General features: G+C 44.6%; 20 protein-coding genes and 1 pseudogene. 10 read left to right on the top strand and 11 right to left on the bottom strand.

Annotated features, from left to right (window positions below):
- Positions 1-6 precede the first annotated feature (6 nt).
- From MY7_RS16245 to MY7_RS16235, 3 genes are all read right to left on the bottom strand, one after another.
- Positions 7-561: an HAAS signaling domain-containing protein gene (locus MY7_RS16245; RefSeq protein WP_007614463.1), complete on the bottom strand. Its 555-nt coding sequence runs from the start codon at positions 559-561 to the stop codon at positions 7-9.
- Positions 562-876, bottom strand: coding sequence for a PadR family transcriptional regulator (locus MY7_RS16240; protein ID WP_007614461.1), 315 nt, complete (start codon positions 874-876; stop codon positions 562-564). It lies immediately after the preceding gene.
- A 260-nt stretch (positions 877-1,136) separates the two neighbouring features.
- Positions 1,137-1,910, bottom strand: coding sequence for an RsfA family transcriptional regulator (locus MY7_RS16235; protein WP_007614460.1), 774 nt, complete (start codon positions 1,908-1,910; stop codon positions 1,137-1,139).
- 202 nt (positions 1,911-2,112) lie between these two features.
- On the opposite strand from MY7_RS16235, the gene MY7_RS16230 reads away from it, so the two are divergent.
- The 3 genes from MY7_RS16230 to MY7_RS16220 all read left to right on the top strand — a co-directional run bounded on the left by MY7_RS16230 (position 2,113) and on the right by MY7_RS16220 (position 4,339).
- Positions 2,113-2,337, top strand: a complete 225-nt coding sequence (locus MY7_RS16230) for a DUF1450 domain-containing protein (RefSeq protein ID WP_003151034.1) — start codon at positions 2,113-2,115, stop codon at positions 2,335-2,337.
- A gap of 160 nt (positions 2,338-2,497) precedes the next feature.
- Positions 2,498-3,799 (top strand): HD domain-containing protein, encoded by a 1,302-nt coding sequence (locus MY7_RS16225; RefSeq protein WP_003151035.1) that lies wholly within the window; start codon positions 2,498-2,500, stop codon positions 3,797-3,799.
- Positions 3,800-3,838: 39 nt separating this feature from the next.
- A complete protein-coding gene (locus tag MY7_RS16220) occupies positions 3,839-4,339 on the top strand; it encodes a YwgA family protein (RefSeq protein ID WP_007407653.1) in 501 nt (166 codons plus the stop codon).
- A gap of 64 nt (positions 4,340-4,403) precedes the next feature.
- Here MY7_RS16220 and MY7_RS16215 read toward each other — a convergent pair whose 3' ends face one another.
- Positions 4,404-5,783 carry an amino acid permease gene (locus tag MY7_RS16215; RefSeq protein WP_032864567.1) on the bottom strand — a complete coding sequence of 460 codons (1,380 nt, stop codon included), beginning with the start codon at positions 5,781-5,783 and terminating at the stop codon, positions 4,404-4,406.
- Positions 5,784-6,168: 385 nt separating this feature from the next.
- On the opposite strand from MY7_RS16215, the gene MY7_RS16210 reads away from it, so the two are divergent.
- The gene (locus MY7_RS16210; protein WP_007407650.1) at positions 6,169-6,588 is read left to right on the top strand and encodes a MarR family winged helix-turn-helix transcriptional regulator; all 420 of its coding nucleotides are present in this window, start codon (positions 6,169-6,171) and stop codon (positions 6,586-6,588) included.
- A gap of 37 nt (positions 6,589-6,625) precedes the next feature.
- Here MY7_RS16210 and MY7_RS16205 read toward each other — a convergent pair whose 3' ends face one another.
- Complete coding sequence (locus MY7_RS16205) at positions 6,626-6,814, bottom strand: 2-hydroxymuconate tautomerase (RefSeq protein ID WP_003151042.1); 189 nt, start codon at positions 6,812-6,814, stop codon at positions 6,626-6,628.
- A 105-nt stretch (positions 6,815-6,919) separates the two neighbouring features.
- On the opposite strand from MY7_RS16205, the gene MY7_RS16200 reads away from it, so the two are divergent.
- The 3 genes and pseudogenes from MY7_RS16200 to MY7_RS16190 all read left to right on the top strand — a co-directional run bounded on the left by MY7_RS16200 (position 6,920) and on the right by MY7_RS16190 (position 8,596).
- Positions 6,920-7,579 (top strand): site-2 protease family protein, encoded by a 660-nt coding sequence (locus MY7_RS16200; RefSeq protein WP_003151043.1) that lies wholly within the window; start codon positions 6,920-6,922, stop codon positions 7,577-7,579.
- Between the two features lie 12 nt (positions 7,580-7,591).
- Positions 7,592-8,110, top strand: a complete 519-nt coding sequence (locus MY7_RS16195) for a YwhD family protein (RefSeq protein WP_007614452.1) — start codon at positions 7,592-7,594, stop codon at positions 8,108-8,110.
- A 143-nt stretch (positions 8,111-8,253) separates the two neighbouring features.
- Positions 8,254-8,596: pseudogene (locus MY7_RS16190) on the top strand (hypothetical protein).
- A 24-nt stretch (positions 8,597-8,620) separates the two neighbouring features.
- Here MY7_RS16190 and MY7_RS16185 read toward each other — a convergent pair.
- Complete coding sequence (locus MY7_RS16185) at positions 8,621-10,693, bottom strand: transglycosylase domain-containing protein (protein ID WP_007614450.1); 2,073 nt, start codon at positions 10,691-10,693, stop codon at positions 8,621-8,623.
- A gap of 199 nt (positions 10,694-10,892) precedes the next feature.
- On the opposite strand from MY7_RS16185, the gene speE reads away from it, so the two are divergent.
- From speE to MY7_RS16170, 3 genes are all read left to right on the top strand, one after another.
- On the top strand, positions 10,893-11,723 hold the full coding sequence (gene speE, locus MY7_RS16180) for a spermidine synthase (RefSeq protein WP_003151052.1): 831 nt from the start codon (positions 10,893-10,895) through the stop codon (positions 11,721-11,723).
- A 58-nt stretch (positions 11,724-11,781) separates the two neighbouring features.
- A complete protein-coding gene (gene speB / locus MY7_RS16175) occupies positions 11,782-12,654 on the top strand; it encodes an agmatinase (protein ID WP_007614448.1) in 873 nt (290 codons plus the stop codon).
- Positions 12,655-12,820: 166 nt separating this feature from the next.
- A complete protein-coding gene (locus tag MY7_RS16170) occupies positions 12,821-13,039 on the top strand; it encodes a helix-turn-helix transcriptional regulator (protein WP_003151056.1) in 219 nt (72 codons plus the stop codon).
- A gap of 590 nt (positions 13,040-13,629) precedes the next feature.
- On the opposite strand, the gene MY7_RS16160 is transcribed toward MY7_RS16170, so the two are convergent.
- The 5 genes from MY7_RS16160 to MY7_RS16140 form a co-directional block, all read right to left on the bottom strand.
- Complete coding sequence (locus tag MY7_RS16160) at positions 13,630-14,142, bottom strand: stage II sporulation protein M (protein ID WP_007614439.1); 513 nt, start codon at positions 14,140-14,142, stop codon at positions 13,630-13,632.
- Positions 14,143-14,185: 43 nt separating this feature from the next.
- The gene (locus MY7_RS16155; protein WP_007407643.1) at positions 14,186-14,467 is read right to left on the bottom strand and encodes a hypothetical protein; all 282 of its coding nucleotides are present in this window, start codon (positions 14,465-14,467) and stop codon (positions 14,186-14,188) included.
- Positions 14,468-14,652: 185 nt separating this feature from the next.
- Entirely contained in the window at positions 14,653-14,838 is a 186-nt protein-coding gene (locus MY7_RS16150; protein WP_007407642.1) for a DUF4177 domain-containing protein, read from the bottom strand.
- 34 nt (positions 14,839-14,872) lie between these two features.
- Positions 14,873-15,076, bottom strand: a complete 204-nt coding sequence (locus tag MY7_RS16145) for a hypothetical protein (RefSeq protein ID WP_007407641.1) — start codon at positions 15,074-15,076, stop codon at positions 14,873-14,875.
- A 13-nt stretch (positions 15,077-15,089) separates the two neighbouring features.
- Positions 15,090-15,293 carry a helix-turn-helix transcriptional regulator gene (locus tag MY7_RS16140; protein ID WP_003151064.1) on the bottom strand — a complete coding sequence of 68 codons (204 nt, stop codon included), beginning with the start codon at positions 15,291-15,293 and terminating at the stop codon, positions 15,090-15,092.
- Positions 15,294-15,320 lie beyond the last annotated feature (27 nt).

Here is a 15,320-nt window from a genome sequence, read left to right as displayed (position 1 = left end):
GCAATGCTATACCACATTTTTCGATTCAATGTTTTCCCTCCTTACAACGCTGACATTCCATTTGAAATAGCGCAAAAAGATGCGGAATATCAGTTTCGAAAGATCAAATCCGGCCATAAACACCGCCATACCCGCTCCAAGAACCATACATCCGTTAAAAATGGCTGTTACAATCGGCACTTTTACAAGGAGAAAGAATGATCCGGTCATCAGCATCAGGCCGATCGCCATCAAACTTAACACCGCAACAGAGGCAAAAAGAAACGGTGTCAGCATAAACATGAAGTTGAACATGCCCATCCCCAGCATCAGGCCGAATGCTTTGAAAAACGAGCGCCATGTTTTCTGCTCCTCGGCATCACTGATGAAAATATCCGCTTTTAAGGCGCGCGCAAGTGTTTTGGGGTTTCCTAAATTGCCGGCGATTTGTTCATCGCTTTTTCCTTCAGCGCCGCCCATTTGGAATATTTCGCCGATATCGGCGAGTATCTCTTTTTGCTCAAATTCCGGCAGATCTTTTATTTCCCGCCGGAGATGTTTTAAATATTGGTCTTTACACATTCATTTTCCCTCCTTAATGATGCTGTTCACTTTTTCGGACAGGTCAAGCCATTCCGATTTTAATGTTTGATGATAAAAGGCGCCTTCTTCTGTTACTTTGTAATATTTGCGTGATGGGCCTTGATCGGAAGCTGCTGTATACGTTTTTAGGTAGTTATTTTTTGTGAGTCTTCGTAATATGGGGTAGATGGTGCCCTCCGATACAGGGAACGTTTCACTTATGATCTTGATTAATTCATAACCATATAAATCTTCATAAAGAAGCAGGGACAACACACAAAGTTCCAACGCTCCTTTTCGTAATTGGCTACTCATTTTCTATCATTCCCATCATATCTAATAATTGTATTCTCTATACAGTGTATTGCACAGTAGCTAATCGATCAATAATTCCCAAGAACCATTTCGGATGAGGAATTGAATCTTTATGCTTATGTGCGGGCGGGGACCGAGATGCGCGCCCCTTGCGAGAAGAAGGCCTCCTGAACAATGTTTACATTAATATAGATCAGGATGCGCGTCATTGACAAATGGCAAAAACCCCTTTTTCCATGACAAGGAAAGGGGTTTTTCCTTTATTCGGCCATTTTTTCTAAATTGCCGTTCCGGTCCATTTTAAAGGACGGAGAGGTATGTTCGTCGTCTTCAAATAAAACTAGTTTTCTGGCTCTGTTCATAATTTTCACCAAGGTTTCGTAGTCTTCCTGAATGGTTTTTTGATCTTTTTCAAGCTTTTCGACGGCCGCTTCCAGCTGCTCCGTTTTAGACTGAAGTTCTTGGTTTTCCCGTTTTAAACGGTCATTTTCCATTTGCAGGGCGGAAGTTTGCTTTCCGCTGCCTTCATAGCTCTGCAGAAATTGAATGACATCTGCCATTGTGAGCTCCGCCTTTTGGCTCGGCTGCTGAGGCGCCAGCAAATGTGATAAACTAGCTAACTCTTCCTTGAAGCTTTCATCGACATAAGGCATATGTTCGCCGGACATGACGGCTTGCCGATCCTCTTTTGGCGCTTCCGTTTGAACCGTCTCTTCGGCAGTGGTTTCCTGCATGATATCCGCATCCGGCGCAGGCGGCTGGTATAATAGTTTCTTCTTGGCCGGCTGGCCGTTTCCGAGCGCGCGCATCCGCTGTTTCCGCTGTTTTTTGGCGAGCTGAAGCGCTTTTTCGTATTGATGGCGGACGACGGCATTCCATCTGAAACCGCACGCTGCCGACGTTCTGTTTAATTTATCGCCTACCTCTTCAAAGGCGTTCAGCTGCGTGCTTCCTTCCCGAACGTGACGGAGCACGGTTTCCGCAAGCAGCAGGTCATTTTCCTCCGACCAGGCGTCCTGTCTTTGTTTTGTCAATGTTCTCAACCCCCAATATCTTTGATGGTATTAGAATGTCCAGATTGGAAAATATTTATACAAATTGGCTGAAAGAATGAGAGATACGCAGAGCCTTGCAGGATAAGATGAATCCTTGTACAATGAGATGTGATGTGATTTTTTTCTTTTTTAAAATTAAGATTTAACATAGAGGAACATTGAATGAAGGGAAGCGTACATCATGGCTAATGAATTCCGAGTGTGTGATGATTGCCAGGCCACCAATATTAAGACTTTGCTGCCGCGTTTGAAAGAAGCTGACCCGGATGCAAAAGTGGAGGTCGGATGTCAGTCATATTGCGGGCCCGGACGCAAAAAATCGTTTGCTTTCGTAAACAACCGCCCGCTGTCGGCGCCGACTGAGGACGAGCTGATTGAGAAAGTGAAAAAGAAGATCAAAAAGTAAATGTGTATTTTTACGACAGCCTCGCCCGATGGGTCAGGCTTTTTTGCTTCAAAAAATCAATGTCGGAAAACTGGAACAAAACGCCGGACAAATTCAAGGATGTTTTCAAATTACAGAGCCGATATAATAGAATCACGGCTAAAAAAAAGAGGGAATGACGATGGCGTATCCAAACGGAAAATTATCAGAAGAAAAAGTGTTTAAAGATCCCGTTCACCGCTATGTTCATGTGCGGGACAAGCTGATCTGGGATTTGATCGGCACCCGTGAATTTCAGCGGCTGCGCCGGATCAAACAGCTCGGTACGACGTATTTGACGTTTCACGGCGCGGAACACAGCCGTTTTAACCATTCTCTCGGCGTCTATGAGATTGTCAGACGAATGGTTGATGATGTTTTTAAAGGGCGTCCTGAATGGGATGACAATGAACGCGAACTCTGTCTCAGCGCTGCGCTTTTGCACGATTTGGGACATGGGCCGTTTTCACATTCCTTTGAAAAGGTTTTTCATCTGGATCATGAAGACTATACGAGGGAAATCATTCTCGGCGACACCGAGGTGAATCAGGTTCTCAGAAAGGCGGGACCGGGATTTCCGCAGGATGTTGCCGAAGTCATTGCCAAAACATACAAAAACAAACAGGTGGTCAGCCTGATTTCGAGCCAGATTGACGCCGACAGGATGGATTACCTTCAGCGGGACGCATACTATACGGGCGTCAGCTACGGACATTTTGATATGGAACGGATTTTAAGGGTGATGCGTCCGCGTGAGGACCAGATCGTTATTAAGCAAAGCGGCATGCACGCCGTCGAAGACTATATTATGAGCCGCTATCAAATGTACTGGCAGGTGTATTTTCATCCCGTGACGAGAAGCGCTGAAGTCATTTTGACGAAAATTCTCCACCGTGCGAAGCAGCTCCATGAAGAAGGGTATATATTCACTCATGCTCCCGTTCATTTTTATTCCATTTTTGAAGGGAAGCTGACGCTTGCGGATTATCTGAAGCTTGATGAAGCCATCATTTTATATTATTTCCAGGCTTGGGAGGAAGAAGAGGACCCGATTCTGTCCGACTTGTGCCGCCGCTTCATTAACCGCCAGCTGTTTCAATATGCCGAATTTAACCCCAATGAGGAAATGTCGGCTTATTTTGAACTGACCGCTCTGTTTAAAGAGGCGGGAATTGATCCCAATTACTATTTAGTGGTCGATTCTTCATCGGATCTGCCGTATGATTTTTACCGGCCGGGTGAAGAGGAGGAGCGTCTGCCGATTCACCTGTTAACGCAGAACGGCCAGATCAAAGAGCTGTCCAGGCAGTCCGCCATTGTCGAATCCATTTCGGGCAAACGCCGGACGGACCATAAGCTCTACTATCCGATGGACCTCATTTGTGACGATTCAGAAAACCCTGAAGCAAAATTAAAAATCCGGCAGCTGCTGGGACTGACATAAAAGGATTTTGGTAAAGAAGGAAAAGGAGATGTCGGGAATTTGTTGAAAGAACATGCAAAACTGATGAAGGTGTTCTCGGATTCTGGAGAAATCATCGGGCGGAAAAAGCTGCAGAAAATCATTTATATCGCGAAGAAAATGCAGTATCCTTTCTACGAAAAATATGATTTTCATTTTTACGGCCCGTATTCCGAAGAACTGACGCTTCGAATTGAAGAGCTGTGCAATCTTGGGTTTCTGGATGAGGTGAAGGAAAAAAAGGGCGGCTACTTTCAATACCGGTACTCGCTGACGGAGACGGGAGCCGAGTTTTTACATCATGCGGAGCTTACGATGCCGGATATGAAGAAGTACATCGACAGCGTCAACAGCCGCTCATCCCGGTTTCTGGAGCTGGTGTCTACGATTTTGTATTTTGACGGCCTTGAAGCTGAGGAAAAGAAAGAGAAAGTGTTTACGATAAAAAGCAAACAGAAATATACAGATGAAGAATATGATGAGGCGCTTCACTACATAGAAGAGCTGAAACACATTTGTTAAAGGCGATGGCTTTCGTCTTTTTTGATGAAAAAACCAGGCCGCGATAAAGCGGGCCTGGTTTTGTTTATTGTCTCAATTTGCTGTGCTTGTACGAATATAAAAAGTAAACGATGACGCCGATAATCAGCCAGACGGCAAAATAAAGCCACGTTTTCAGCGGCAGATTGACCATTAAAAACAAACAGCAGATAATGGCCAAAATCGGCAGTACGGGTACAAAAGGCACTTTAAATCCCCGCGGCAGATCCTTATGGGTGCGGCGCAGAATCAGCACGGACAGACTGACCATGGCAAATGTCAATAGCGCGCCGATATTTGAGAGATCTGACAGCTCTTTCAGATCAACAAAACCCGCGATGCAGGCGCTGATCAGTCCGATCAGCCACGTATTAAAGATCGGAGCTCCCGATTTCTTTCCGACAATGGTAAAGACTTTCGGCAGCATTCCGTCTCTTGCCATCGCAAAAGATATACGGGTCGCCGCATATGTATGGGCGAGAACGACGGCCATCAGTCCGATCACCGCACCGGCAGCGATAACGCCCGCCACCGCGTTTTGTCCTACAGTCTGTAACACATATGACATGGCTTCCGGCACATTAAGCTGTGAATACGGAACCATACCCGTCATGACGAGACAGACGATGACGTATACAAATGTACAGATCACCAGTGAACCGATAATACCGATCGGCAGGTTGCGCTGCGGTTTTTTGACTTCTTCAGCCGAAGCGGAAATCGCGTCAAATCCGAGAAACGCAAAAAAGACGGCAGAAGCCCCTGTAATGACGCCTTTGATTCCAAAAGGCATAAAAGGATGCCAATTGCCCGGCTTTACAAAAAAGCTTCCTGTGATGATAAACAGCAAAACAATTCCGATTTTTACGAGAACCATTATATTATTAAAGGTTTTGCTCTCTTTGGAGCCGCGTGACAGAACGACGGCAATTAATAGAGTAATGATGATGGCAGGAAGGTTGACGATGCCCCCCTGGCTCGGCACGTGCAGCAGACTGTCCGGCAAAGGCATGCCGATTTCGGCTAACAGATTATTAAAATAACTTGACCAGCCGCTTGCCACCGCCGATGCCGTCACCATATAAACGGATAAGAGCGTCCAGCCCATTAAATGGCCGACAATTTCTCCCATGGTGGTATAAGAGTAAATATAGGCGCTTCCGTAAACCGGGAGAACAGAAGCGATTTCGGCGTAACATAATGCTGCAAGGCTGCAGACAACGGCTGCAATGATAAAAGAAAAGATTACGGAAGGCCCGGCATTTTTCGCGGCCGTAATGCCTGTAAGAACCATGACGCCCGTCCCGATGACGGCGCCGATGCCCAGTAAAGTTAAATCAAATCCACCCATCGTTTTGGCAGTCTGCCTGTTTCTGCTTTGTTCAAGCAGCTGGGTGATGTCTTTTTTTTGTAGGATATTCCGCAACACGCATCCCTCCATCCAAAAGCAAAAGCCAAGAGGGGCTCTTTGGCTTTTACCCGTGTCACATCTTCTGTGTAATCGACAATCCTGTGTTCTGTTTCCCCGTCTGTTCCGTTTCTTTTCCAGTCATATTGTCTGCCGCATCCGATCAGATTATCCTTTCCGTCAAACGCAGTCACCCTTAATGATTTTACCTGAATCATGTCTATAAAACCAGCATTGCATAAAAGGGATAGGTGAAAAAGTAGGAGATAATAGTCTATATAGGGCAGGATAAAAGTTGCGGGCTTTCCGGCCGAAATTTTGACTTTCCCCGCGAGGTATCAGTAAAATGTAATAAAAAACAATCAAATGATGATGGATGCATCTTGAAATGGGGAGTTTCTGCATGGAGCATGATATATTGCAAGCAAATGTACTGGATTACGCGCTCACGAAATATTTAAAGAGCACGAAAAAGCTTGATGAGGCGACAATTCCGAAAAGTATAAACAATATCAGAGGATTTATTCTCAGGATTATTTACCGGCACGGCACGTGCACGATTAAAGATATATTGCAGGAAGTCACATTATCGCCTTCGGCCACGACAACCGCTCTGAATCATTTAGAAAAAGAGGGTTTCGTGGAAAGGTCGAGAAATAACGAAGACCGGCGCACGGTATGGATGACGCTTTCCGAATCGGGGAAAATGGCGGCCATGCAAATGATTGAAAACCGGCAGATGCTCATTGACGAGCTGTTTGAAGCATTGACAGAGGAAGAAAAGAACACCTTTTTCAGCCTCGTTGAAAAAGTAATGAAATAAGCCGGCCTGACATAGCAGCGCCGGCCGTTATCAAGGATTACTCCGTATCGCTGATCCGTTTGCCGGCGACGGCGTAATGATCCTTTCTCATTTCTTCAATCATGACAATGATCTTTTCTTCGGCTGCGCCTGTCGTTTCTTTTACGGCTTCTGTCACTTTTTCAACCAGATTCCGTTTTTGTTCATCTGTGCGGCCTTCAAGCATTTTAACGGTTACGAGCGGCATGGTGCTGATCCTCCTTTATCGTTTCCTCTCTTTGGAAGAGAGGTCACTTATAGTATACTGAATGAAGGACAATCTTGCATTTTTTAAAAAAGGGGATTTTTACATTTGGACAGATTTTTATATTATCCGCTGGAGCTTATGCCCTATGTCGTGATTACGCTGATCGTGGCATTTACGATGCATGAACTGGCGCACGCGTATGTCGCGTATCGGTTCGGAGACGATACCGCGGCGAGACAAGGCAGATTAACGCTCAATCCGATTAAACATCTTGATGTTTTCGGAACGATTCTAATTTTGGTCGCGGGTTTCGGCTGGGCCCGTCCGGTGCCGGTGAACCGCCGCGCCTTTAAAAGACCGCGGCTGGCGGGAGTGCTGGTTTCCGTCGCCGGGCCTGTAAGCAACCTGCTTCTTGCCTTTATCGGTTTCTTTTTGCTAGTGTTGATGCATGCTTACGGAATGGAGCTGCTTTCTGCATTCAGCATGGGGCTTGACCGCTTTTTCTCTATTTGGATTCAGCTGAATCTTGCGCTTTGTTTATTCAACCTGCTGCCGCTTCCTCCGCTTGACGGCTACCGGATTATTGAGGATCTCGTGCCGCCGCGGGTGCGCGCCAAAATGACTCAGTTTGAGAGCTACGGGATTATCGTGTTTCTCGTGCTGTTTGTGACACCGGTCGGCTCCTATGTCGTGTGGCCGCTGTTAAGCGAGGGGAGAGACTGGATTCTCAAGGTATTTGCCATTATATTTCAACCGCTTTTGTAGGAGGGTATTTTCATGGAAGAAAAAAAGAAGAAAACAATCGGATTTAATATTATTAAAAGTGATCCGACCGACGGACATGGCGGTTTTGGCGCCGGGGCGCTGAGCCTTGACAATATTTCTCCGGTATTTGTCGATGTGGAAGAGAAGGAAGCCTTCGTTGACATCGGCGCAATGCATGCCCGCAGTGTCGTTGAAAAAGGCATCAAATTCCTGCCGAACAAAGATGAAGTGCCGAACGGAAAACCGTACTGGCTCGTGTGGGTCACCATCGACAGAAAAGAAGAAGGCCCTTATTACGCGGGTGTGACGGCTTGTGAAATGACCGTGGACAGAAGTATCCGCAGAGGCTATAAGTCATTGCCGGAGCATGTGAATTTAATGGATAAATCAATGAAGCGCTGCATTATCGTGGACAAAATGGACGCCAGCTCAAAGCAGGTGCTTGCTGAATTTCTGCAGAAGCATGACCAAGGGCTCTGGGAACGTTCATCCGATGAATTGAAAACAGGTCTGCTTCCGAAAGAAAAATAATTTGTGAACTTTTTGTGAACTTTATAAATATTTGCACTATTTTGCAATTGTACTGAGTAAACTGTTGATACAGAATCAGGACATGGAAAGTCCCGAGCCGAACCAAGACTCGGGGTTTTTCATGTTTACGCGGAGGTTTCATCATGTTCACCGTCTTTGAAATCGGGCCTTGGGTCATTGAAGCAGATGCGGCGGAAACGAGAAAACAATACGAAAACTCATGGCCTGATCCTTGCGATTGCGGGCACTGCCGGAACTGATCATGGAAAGGAAAACGGCCTGCATCATTATGCGGGCAGCTATCCGATTGTCGGCAGGCTTAGGAAAGGCTGGCCGAAGTTTCATATAGAGAGGGCGGGAGATATCCGCTTTTCGTTTTCATTGCCGAGTACAACATTTTTTATACCGAAGGGTTTTCCTGACCCTATTATCCATCTCGACTTTTCTCTTTTGCTCCCATGGGTGCTTGAGGAAGACGCGGATTAAAGCCCGGCGCGGAATGCACCGGGCTCAGTCTTTTTTGCCGAGCCACTTATCCCACCATTTTTTGCGCGGAGCTTCTTTGCGGGCGGGGGCGTGTTCCTTTTCTTTTTTAGACGGTTCCGCTCCGTAGCACACATCCGCGGGTTCAGTGCCTGCGATGAAATACGTATAATGCTTTGCGGCGCAGCCGGGTCCCGAAGTGTAGCCGGAAGCGGGATCGATATAGACGCCCGTGACGCCCTTCGGCGGTTTAAGCGCTATTTCCGGTTCTCCTTCGAGCGCCTTCTCCATAAAGTCCGCCCAAATCGTCTTCGCATAGCTTTTTTCTTCTACTGAATCAATCGTGCTGCTTTTGTCATAGCCTGTCCATACACCGGCGGCAAGAGCCGGGTTAAAGCCGATCATCCAGCTGTCTGCGCTGGTCGTGCCTGATTTACCGCCATAGGTTCGGGTCAGCCGGTCAGAAATGGTGCGTCCCGTGACGGATGTATAGCCGTTTAAATCCTGATCAAACATGCCCGTCATCATGCTCGCCGTCACAAAAGCGGCTTTTTTATCAAGCGTCTGCTGATGTCCGCGCGGCTGTTCATACAAGACGTTGCCGGCGGTATCCGTCACTTTTGTGATAAAGGAAGGGGTGATTTGTTTTCCCCCGTTTGCGAGCATCGCGTAGGCATTAACCATCTCAATCGGGCGCACGGGTTCAGTTCCGAGCGCCAGAGACGGAAGGGGCTTTAAATGTTCGCTGATGCCGAATTCCTTTGCCGCCGACACGAGCTTATTCATGCCGAGAAAGAGATGGGTCTTCACGGCATAAATGTTGTCTGACAACGCAAGCGCCTGAAGCAGCGTAATCGGTTTATTGGCGTAGTAGCCGTTGTAATTGCTTGGAGAATAAGTATCTCCGTTGTCGTCAATCTGGAACTCTGTGGCTTCGCTTTTCATCAGCGTGACCGGTGTAAAGCCGCTTTGAATCGCTTTGTAGTACAAAAGCGGCTTGATCGTGGAAGCCGGCTGCCGTTTCGCCTGTGTCGCCCGGTCAAACGGGCTTTTTTCGTAGTCACGTCCGCCGAGAAGCGCAAGCACGCGCCCTGTTGCCGGATCAATCGCGGAAAAGCCGACCTGAATGTCAGAGCCGGTACGGATCGTATGTGCCACAGTGTTTTCCGCAATCCGCTGCATGCGCTTATCAAGCGTCGTATAAACACGCAATCCGCTCGTTGCCAGCTGTTCGCGCGTCATGCCGAGCTTTTTCTCGAGTTCTTTCATGGCATCATCGTAAAAATAAGGCGCCGTTTTCGCTGCGGTTCTGTTTTTCAGCGGCTGATAGGCAAGCGGCATTTTCTTAAGCCTTTCTGCCTTCGTTTTTGAGATCATTTTCTGTTCAGTCATCAGTCGGAGAATGGTTTCCTGACGCTGTTTGGCCTTCTTTTCGCTGACATATGGCGAATAGCCGGACGGGCCTTTCGGTATGCCCGCCAAAAGCACGGCTTCCGCATCGTTCAGATCTTTGGCGTGTTTGCCGAAATACAGGCGGGAGGCGGCTTCAATTCCATATGCGCCGTGGCCGTAATATATCGTATTTACATAACCTTCTAAAATCTCGTTTTTAGAATAGTTCTGTTCAAGGCGGATCGTGTAAAATGCTTCGTTCCATTTTCGTTTCCATGTCTTATCATGCTCAAGGTAGAGATTTCTTGCGTATTGCTGGGTGATGGTGCTTGCGCCCTGAACCTTGGCCATTGCCTTTATGTCAGCCAGCGCGGCGGCGGCCATCCGCCGGTAATCAAAACCGTGGTGATTGTAAAAGTTTTGATCCTCCACCGCAATGGCGGCCTGCACCGCTATCGGATTGATATCTTTTAACCGGACCCAGTAGCGCTTTTCCCCGAAATCGGTCTCACCTAGCTTTGAGCCGTCATTTGCATAAAGAATCGTAGACTGAGGGACCCGGACGGAGGGGGCCCCCTGCCATTTCGCTGCAAGAAGAACGGATGTGAAGCAGACGCCGGCCAGCATTCCGCCGATCAGTGTCAGAAAGATGCAGGCGCGGATGATTTTGAACGTAATTCTGAGCTGTTTTCCAGATACTTTATCCACTTTTGGGAACCCCCTTTTTCATGATTCTATTATTATGTGAAAAAAGGGAGTTTTTTAAACATATCAAACCGGACACTTCTTTACTTTTTCCCCTCCATCCTCTATACTTTTTCCTTAGGTGAAAATGAGATTTTAACCGGAATAAAAGCGATACAGACGCTTACAATAAATGAAATAAGCCTTGAAAGGGAGATGACAATTGAGCGAGCTTTGGTATACGGAGAAGCAGACGAAGAATTTCGGCATTACATTAAAGGTGAAACAAACATTACATACGGAACAGACGGAATTTCAGCATCTGGAAATGGTGGAGACAGAAGAATTCGGCAACATGCTGTTCTTAGACGGAATGGTCATGACTTCTGAAAAAGACGAATTCGTCTATCATGAAATGGTTGCGCACGTCCCGTTATTTACGCACCCGAATCCGGAAAACGTCCTCGTTGTCGGCGGCGGAGACGGCGGTGTCATCAGAGAGATTCTGAAGCACCCAAGCGTAAAAAAAGCGACGCTTGTCGACATTGACGGCAAGGTTATTGAATACTCTAAAAAATTCCTTCCGTCCATTGCGGGCAAGCTTGATGATCCGCGCGTCGACGTGAGAGTCGATGACGGTTTCATGCACATCGCGAAATCAGAGAATGAGTATGACGTCATCATGGTTGATTCAACAGAACCGGTCGGACCGGCCGTCAATCTGTTCTCAAAAGGCTTCTATGCCGGAATTTCCAAGGCGTTAAAAGAAGACGGCATCTTCGTCGCGCAGACGGACAACCCGTGGTTTACACCGGAACTGATTACAAACGTACAGCGTGACGTGAAAGAAATCTTCCCGATCACCCGTCTGTATACGGCTAATATCCCGACGTACCCGAGCGGCCTGTGGACATTTACGATCGGTTCTAAAAAGTACGATCCGCTTGAAGTGGAGGACAGCCGTTTCTTTGACATCGACACGAAATATTACACGAAAGAGCTTCACAAAGCGGCATTTGTTCTTCCGAAATTTGTGAGCGATTTAATCAAATAAAAACGTACGGCGCAGGAGCGAATCTTGCGCTTTTTTACAGGAAAGCGAGGGTTTTATCATGAGGTTTGATGAAGCATATTCAGGAAAAGTATTTATCGCAAGCCGCCCCGACTGGAAAGAGGCGGACGCCATCCTTTACGGCATGCCGATGGATTGGACGGTCAGCTACCGTCCGGGTTCACGATTCGGCCCGGGGAGAATCCGCGAGGTGTCTATCGGTCTTGAAGAATACAGCCCGTATCTCGACCGTGACTTGGCTGATTTGAATTTCTTTGACGCCGGCGACATTCCGCTCCCGTTCGGCAATCCGCAAAGAAGCCTTGATATGATTGAAGAATACGTGGACAGCATTTTAGAAAAAGGAAAGTTCCCGCTCGGCATGGGAGGGGAGCACCTTGTATCATGGCCTGTCATAAAAGCCATGTATAAGAAGTTTCCGGACCTTGCCATCATTCATTTTGACGCGCACACCGACCTGCGCACGGATTATGAAGGCGAACCGCTTTCCCACTCTACTCCGATCCGCAAAGCGGCCGAGCTCATCGGGCCGCAAAACGTATTTTCATTCGGCATCCGTTCCGGAATGAAGGAAGAATTTGAATGGGCGAAAGAAAACGGCATGCACATTTCTAAGTTTGAAGTGCTTGAGCCGCTGAAAAAAGTGCTGCCGCAGCTTGCGGGACGCCCTGTTTATGTCACCATCGATATCGACGTTCTTGACCCCGCTCATGCGCCGGGCACGGGCACGGTTGACGCAGGAGGCATCACGTCTAAAGAATTGCTCGCGTCCATCCATGAAATCGCGCGCTCAGAAGTCAACGTAAAAGGCGCTGACCTCGTAGAAGTCGCGCCAGTCTATGACCACTCAGAACAAACCGCAAACACGGCAAGCAAGATGATTCGTGAAATGCTGCTTGGGTTTGTGAAATAAAAGAATTTCCCCCGCTTAAACACGCGGGGGATTTTTATATTGTATATAAACTACTTAGAAGTTAGTAAAAGCAACATATTATTTTACTATTAATAATTGATGTTATTGATAAAAATTATATAATAGGGTATTATTTAGTAAATACATCTTTAGAAAGGAAGTTAGAATGAAAACAGCAGTAGAAAATGAATTGGAATTAAAAAAGATTGAAATTTCTGTAATTAAACTGATAATTGCTGAAAAACCTAATAAAGAGATCGCTAAGTCATTAAACTACTCGCAGCGTAATGTCGAATATATCATAGCCGGTCTCTGTAAAAAGTGGAATGTGAGTACTAGAGTGGGTATTGTTTCGGAAGCATATAAAAGGAATTGTATACAGTGAACGAAATGAAAGAAAAACCCCTATTGAGGGGGTTTATTTATATATGCTAAAAAAACATTCTATACAGGAATGCCGTAAAAATAAAAACTGAGATTGTCAGGTAGTTCAAATTCGTTCTCCATTTCAGAAGAATAAACAAAAGAAATAAGTATGCAATATTGAACAAATCAAAGATAGAAAAAATCAAATGATTACTTGTGAAAAATAAACTAGTGTTTGGATGTTCTGCGAAAATGTTTTTGAATGATATAAGAAAAAACTTAATTGCGACCGGGATGTTAGAAAACATAAATAGGGAATAAAAGGTTTTAATCTTAATTTGAGCGCCAAGAAAATTTATAATGAGAAATAATACAAATCCTTCAAAAATCACCCCGAACATTAAAAGTAACAGTGCGGCTATCGCAATGATATAATCTAAATGTTTTACTTGCTCAACAACTTGTATAGGGATGTTTTTGGGAATTAAACTTTTCATAAAAGGTAATAGGGAACTTAAATAAAAAGCTAACCCGATAATATAAAACAAAAATGAGGACAAAAAATTAATGTTTCGGTCCTTAAATGAAGATAATTCAATTTGCATAATCCTAAGAGACTCCTTTTATAAAGATAGGTGTAATAAATGTTTCTAACATAGCTGCTATAATTAAACCGAGAAATATAATACCAATATATTTAAAAGTGAATTTTAAATTTATTTTGAGGAGTAATAAATCCAAAGTTAATTTCATTCCTACAGAAGCTGCAAGAAGCAATACCGGGACTTCAATTATTCCATGGGGTATAACAAGCAGTAAAAGGTTTAAATTGTCTTTGATGTTTCCTATGGCATTTCCTAAAATTAATCCATTAATAATTAAAACTGCAATCGTGCCAAGTGACAGCGTCAACGGGCCTAAAAAAACAAGCAGACTCGCTACTTTAATATTATTAAAGAAAATCTGAAAAAAATCCGGACGGATATTTCGATTTAGATTATTTACATTTGAAGCGGGATCTGTATAAAAATATGCTGTAAATAAAGCAATTAAAAATAAGATCAGACAGAGTATGTACAATTTGACTAAAACGTTCTTTTTAAACAAAGTATTTTCATCCATTCGTTTAAGGGACTGCCAGGGATATTGAATTTAATGTTTTATGTTAAGCTGCTGCTGTACTTGCTGCAGCCAATTGTTCTAAAACGGCTAATGGCAAGCCTGCACCAAGAGATCCTAAAACAGTAATGATAGCCAGGACTGAACCCGTTGCGGTGATAGCACTGACAATCCAACTAGGAGCTATTATTCCAGCTCTGTTTAAAATATCGATGACATCCATGCTTAAATGATTATGTTTTATACTGAAAAGAGCGAGAACAATGATTCCTGATGCTACTAATGTAAAAATCGCTTTACTATTTTGTGTTTTTAAAAGTAGACTCATTTTTTCCTCCAATTTTTTCAATATCCCCAGCAAGTTAAATAATAAAATATATTGGAAGCTATTTGAATTGCGGATTTCCGAAAAAAATATTTAGAGGTGAAATCCGTTAAGGTATCTGCTGACTTATTTCAGTACAAAGAAAGCCGGACCATATGTATGATCCGGCTTTCTTTGTACTGAAACATTTATACTTTTTTTTCAAGAATAATATCAAAATAATCGGCTGCCCCATAACCTGAAATAGGAGGAGCAAATATTTGAACCAGCTTCCATCCTTGCTGCGAATACTTTTCAATAATTTCTTTATAGTCTTCTTTAGGCTTTCCTTTCCATCGGTTTACTTCTACTTTTATGAACTTATATTCGTACATTGCTGTATAATCCTCCGGAAGTGTATTGGAATTGTTACCTTGTTTTTCGATTATGATAAACTTGAATCCATAAATAGAGCGCGCAGCCTATTAAAAGTATTGGAAATTGCCATCCTGTATTTCCGTTTTTAAAATAATCTATTAATGACCATATCAGTAAAGCGACAGTATAAAAACTAAATGCTATTCTGGCGGCTATACCCGATTGGTGTTTTTGCATCTCATCCATTTTTTTCATAAGAACCGCTCCCTTAATTTTTTTTGGCGTTATAGTTGAATACTTTATCTATTCCCGTATTTAATGCGTGAGCTATCGAAAATGCCAGACTTAAAGTTGGGTCATATTTATTATTTTCAATTGCATTGATGGTTTGTCTGGTCACATTGCAGAGCTTAGCCAGATCATTTTGTGAAATATCAGCTGCTGTTCTAAGTTTTTTTATATTGTTATCCACTAAAACCCTCCTTAAATATTTTTGTTT

Origin of the sequence: Bacillus sp. 5B6, from assembly GCF_000259405.1 — a bacterium.
Lineage (GTDB): Bacteria > Bacillota > Bacilli > Bacillales > Bacillaceae > Bacillus > Bacillus velezensis.
The sequence above is the reverse complement of the archived record's forward strand: the minus strand, read 5'-3'. Positions and strand labels throughout refer to the sequence as shown.

Bases quoted from the DNA above. Each gene is read 5' to 3' on its own strand.
- MY7_RS16225 (WP_003151035.1), top strand. From the start codon at position 2,498: ATGGCGTATCCAAACGGAAAATTATCAGAAGAAAAAGTGTTTAAAGAT.
- MY7_RS16210 (WP_007407650.1), top strand. From the start codon at position 6,169: ATGGAGCATGATATATTGCAAGCAAATGTACTGGATTACGCGCTCACG.
- MY7_RS16145 (WP_007407641.1), bottom strand. From the start codon at position 15,076: ATGAAAAAAATGGATGAGATGCAAAAACACCAATCGGGTATAGCCGCC.
- MY7_RS16240 (WP_007614461.1), bottom strand. From the start codon at position 876: ATGAGTAGCCAATTACGAAAAGGAGCGTTGGAACTTTGTGTGTTGTCC.
- MY7_RS16155 (WP_007407643.1), bottom strand. From the start codon at position 14,467: ATGAGTCTACTTTTAAAAACACAAAATAGTAAAGCGATTTTTACATTA.
- MY7_RS16205 (WP_003151042.1), bottom strand. From the start codon at position 6,814: ATGCCGCTCGTAACCGTTAAAATGCTTGAAGGCCGCACAGATGAACAA.
- MY7_RS16160 (WP_007614439.1), bottom strand. From the start codon at position 14,142: ATGGATGAAAATACTTTGTTTAAAAAGAACGTTTTAGTCAAATTGTAC.
- MY7_RS16245 (WP_007614463.1), bottom strand. From the start codon at position 561: ATGTGTAAAGACCAATATTTAAAACATCTCCGGCGGGAAATAAAAGAT.
- MY7_RS16195 (WP_007614452.1), top strand. From the start codon at position 7,592: ATGGAAGAAAAAAAGAAGAAAACAATCGGATTTAATATTATTAAAAGT.
- MY7_RS16230 (WP_003151034.1), top strand. From the start codon at position 2,113: ATGGCTAATGAATTCCGAGTGTGTGATGATTGCCAGGCCACCAATATT.
- speB (WP_007614448.1), top strand. From the start codon at position 11,782: ATGAGGTTTGATGAAGCATATTCAGGAAAAGTATTTATCGCAAGCCGC.
- MY7_RS16170 (WP_003151056.1), top strand. From the start codon at position 12,821: ATGAAAACAGCAGTAGAAAATGAATTGGAATTAAAAAAGATTGAAATT.
- MY7_RS16150 (WP_007407642.1), bottom strand. From the start codon at position 14,838: ATGTACGAATATAAGTTCATAAAAGTAGAAGTAAACCGATGGAAAGGA.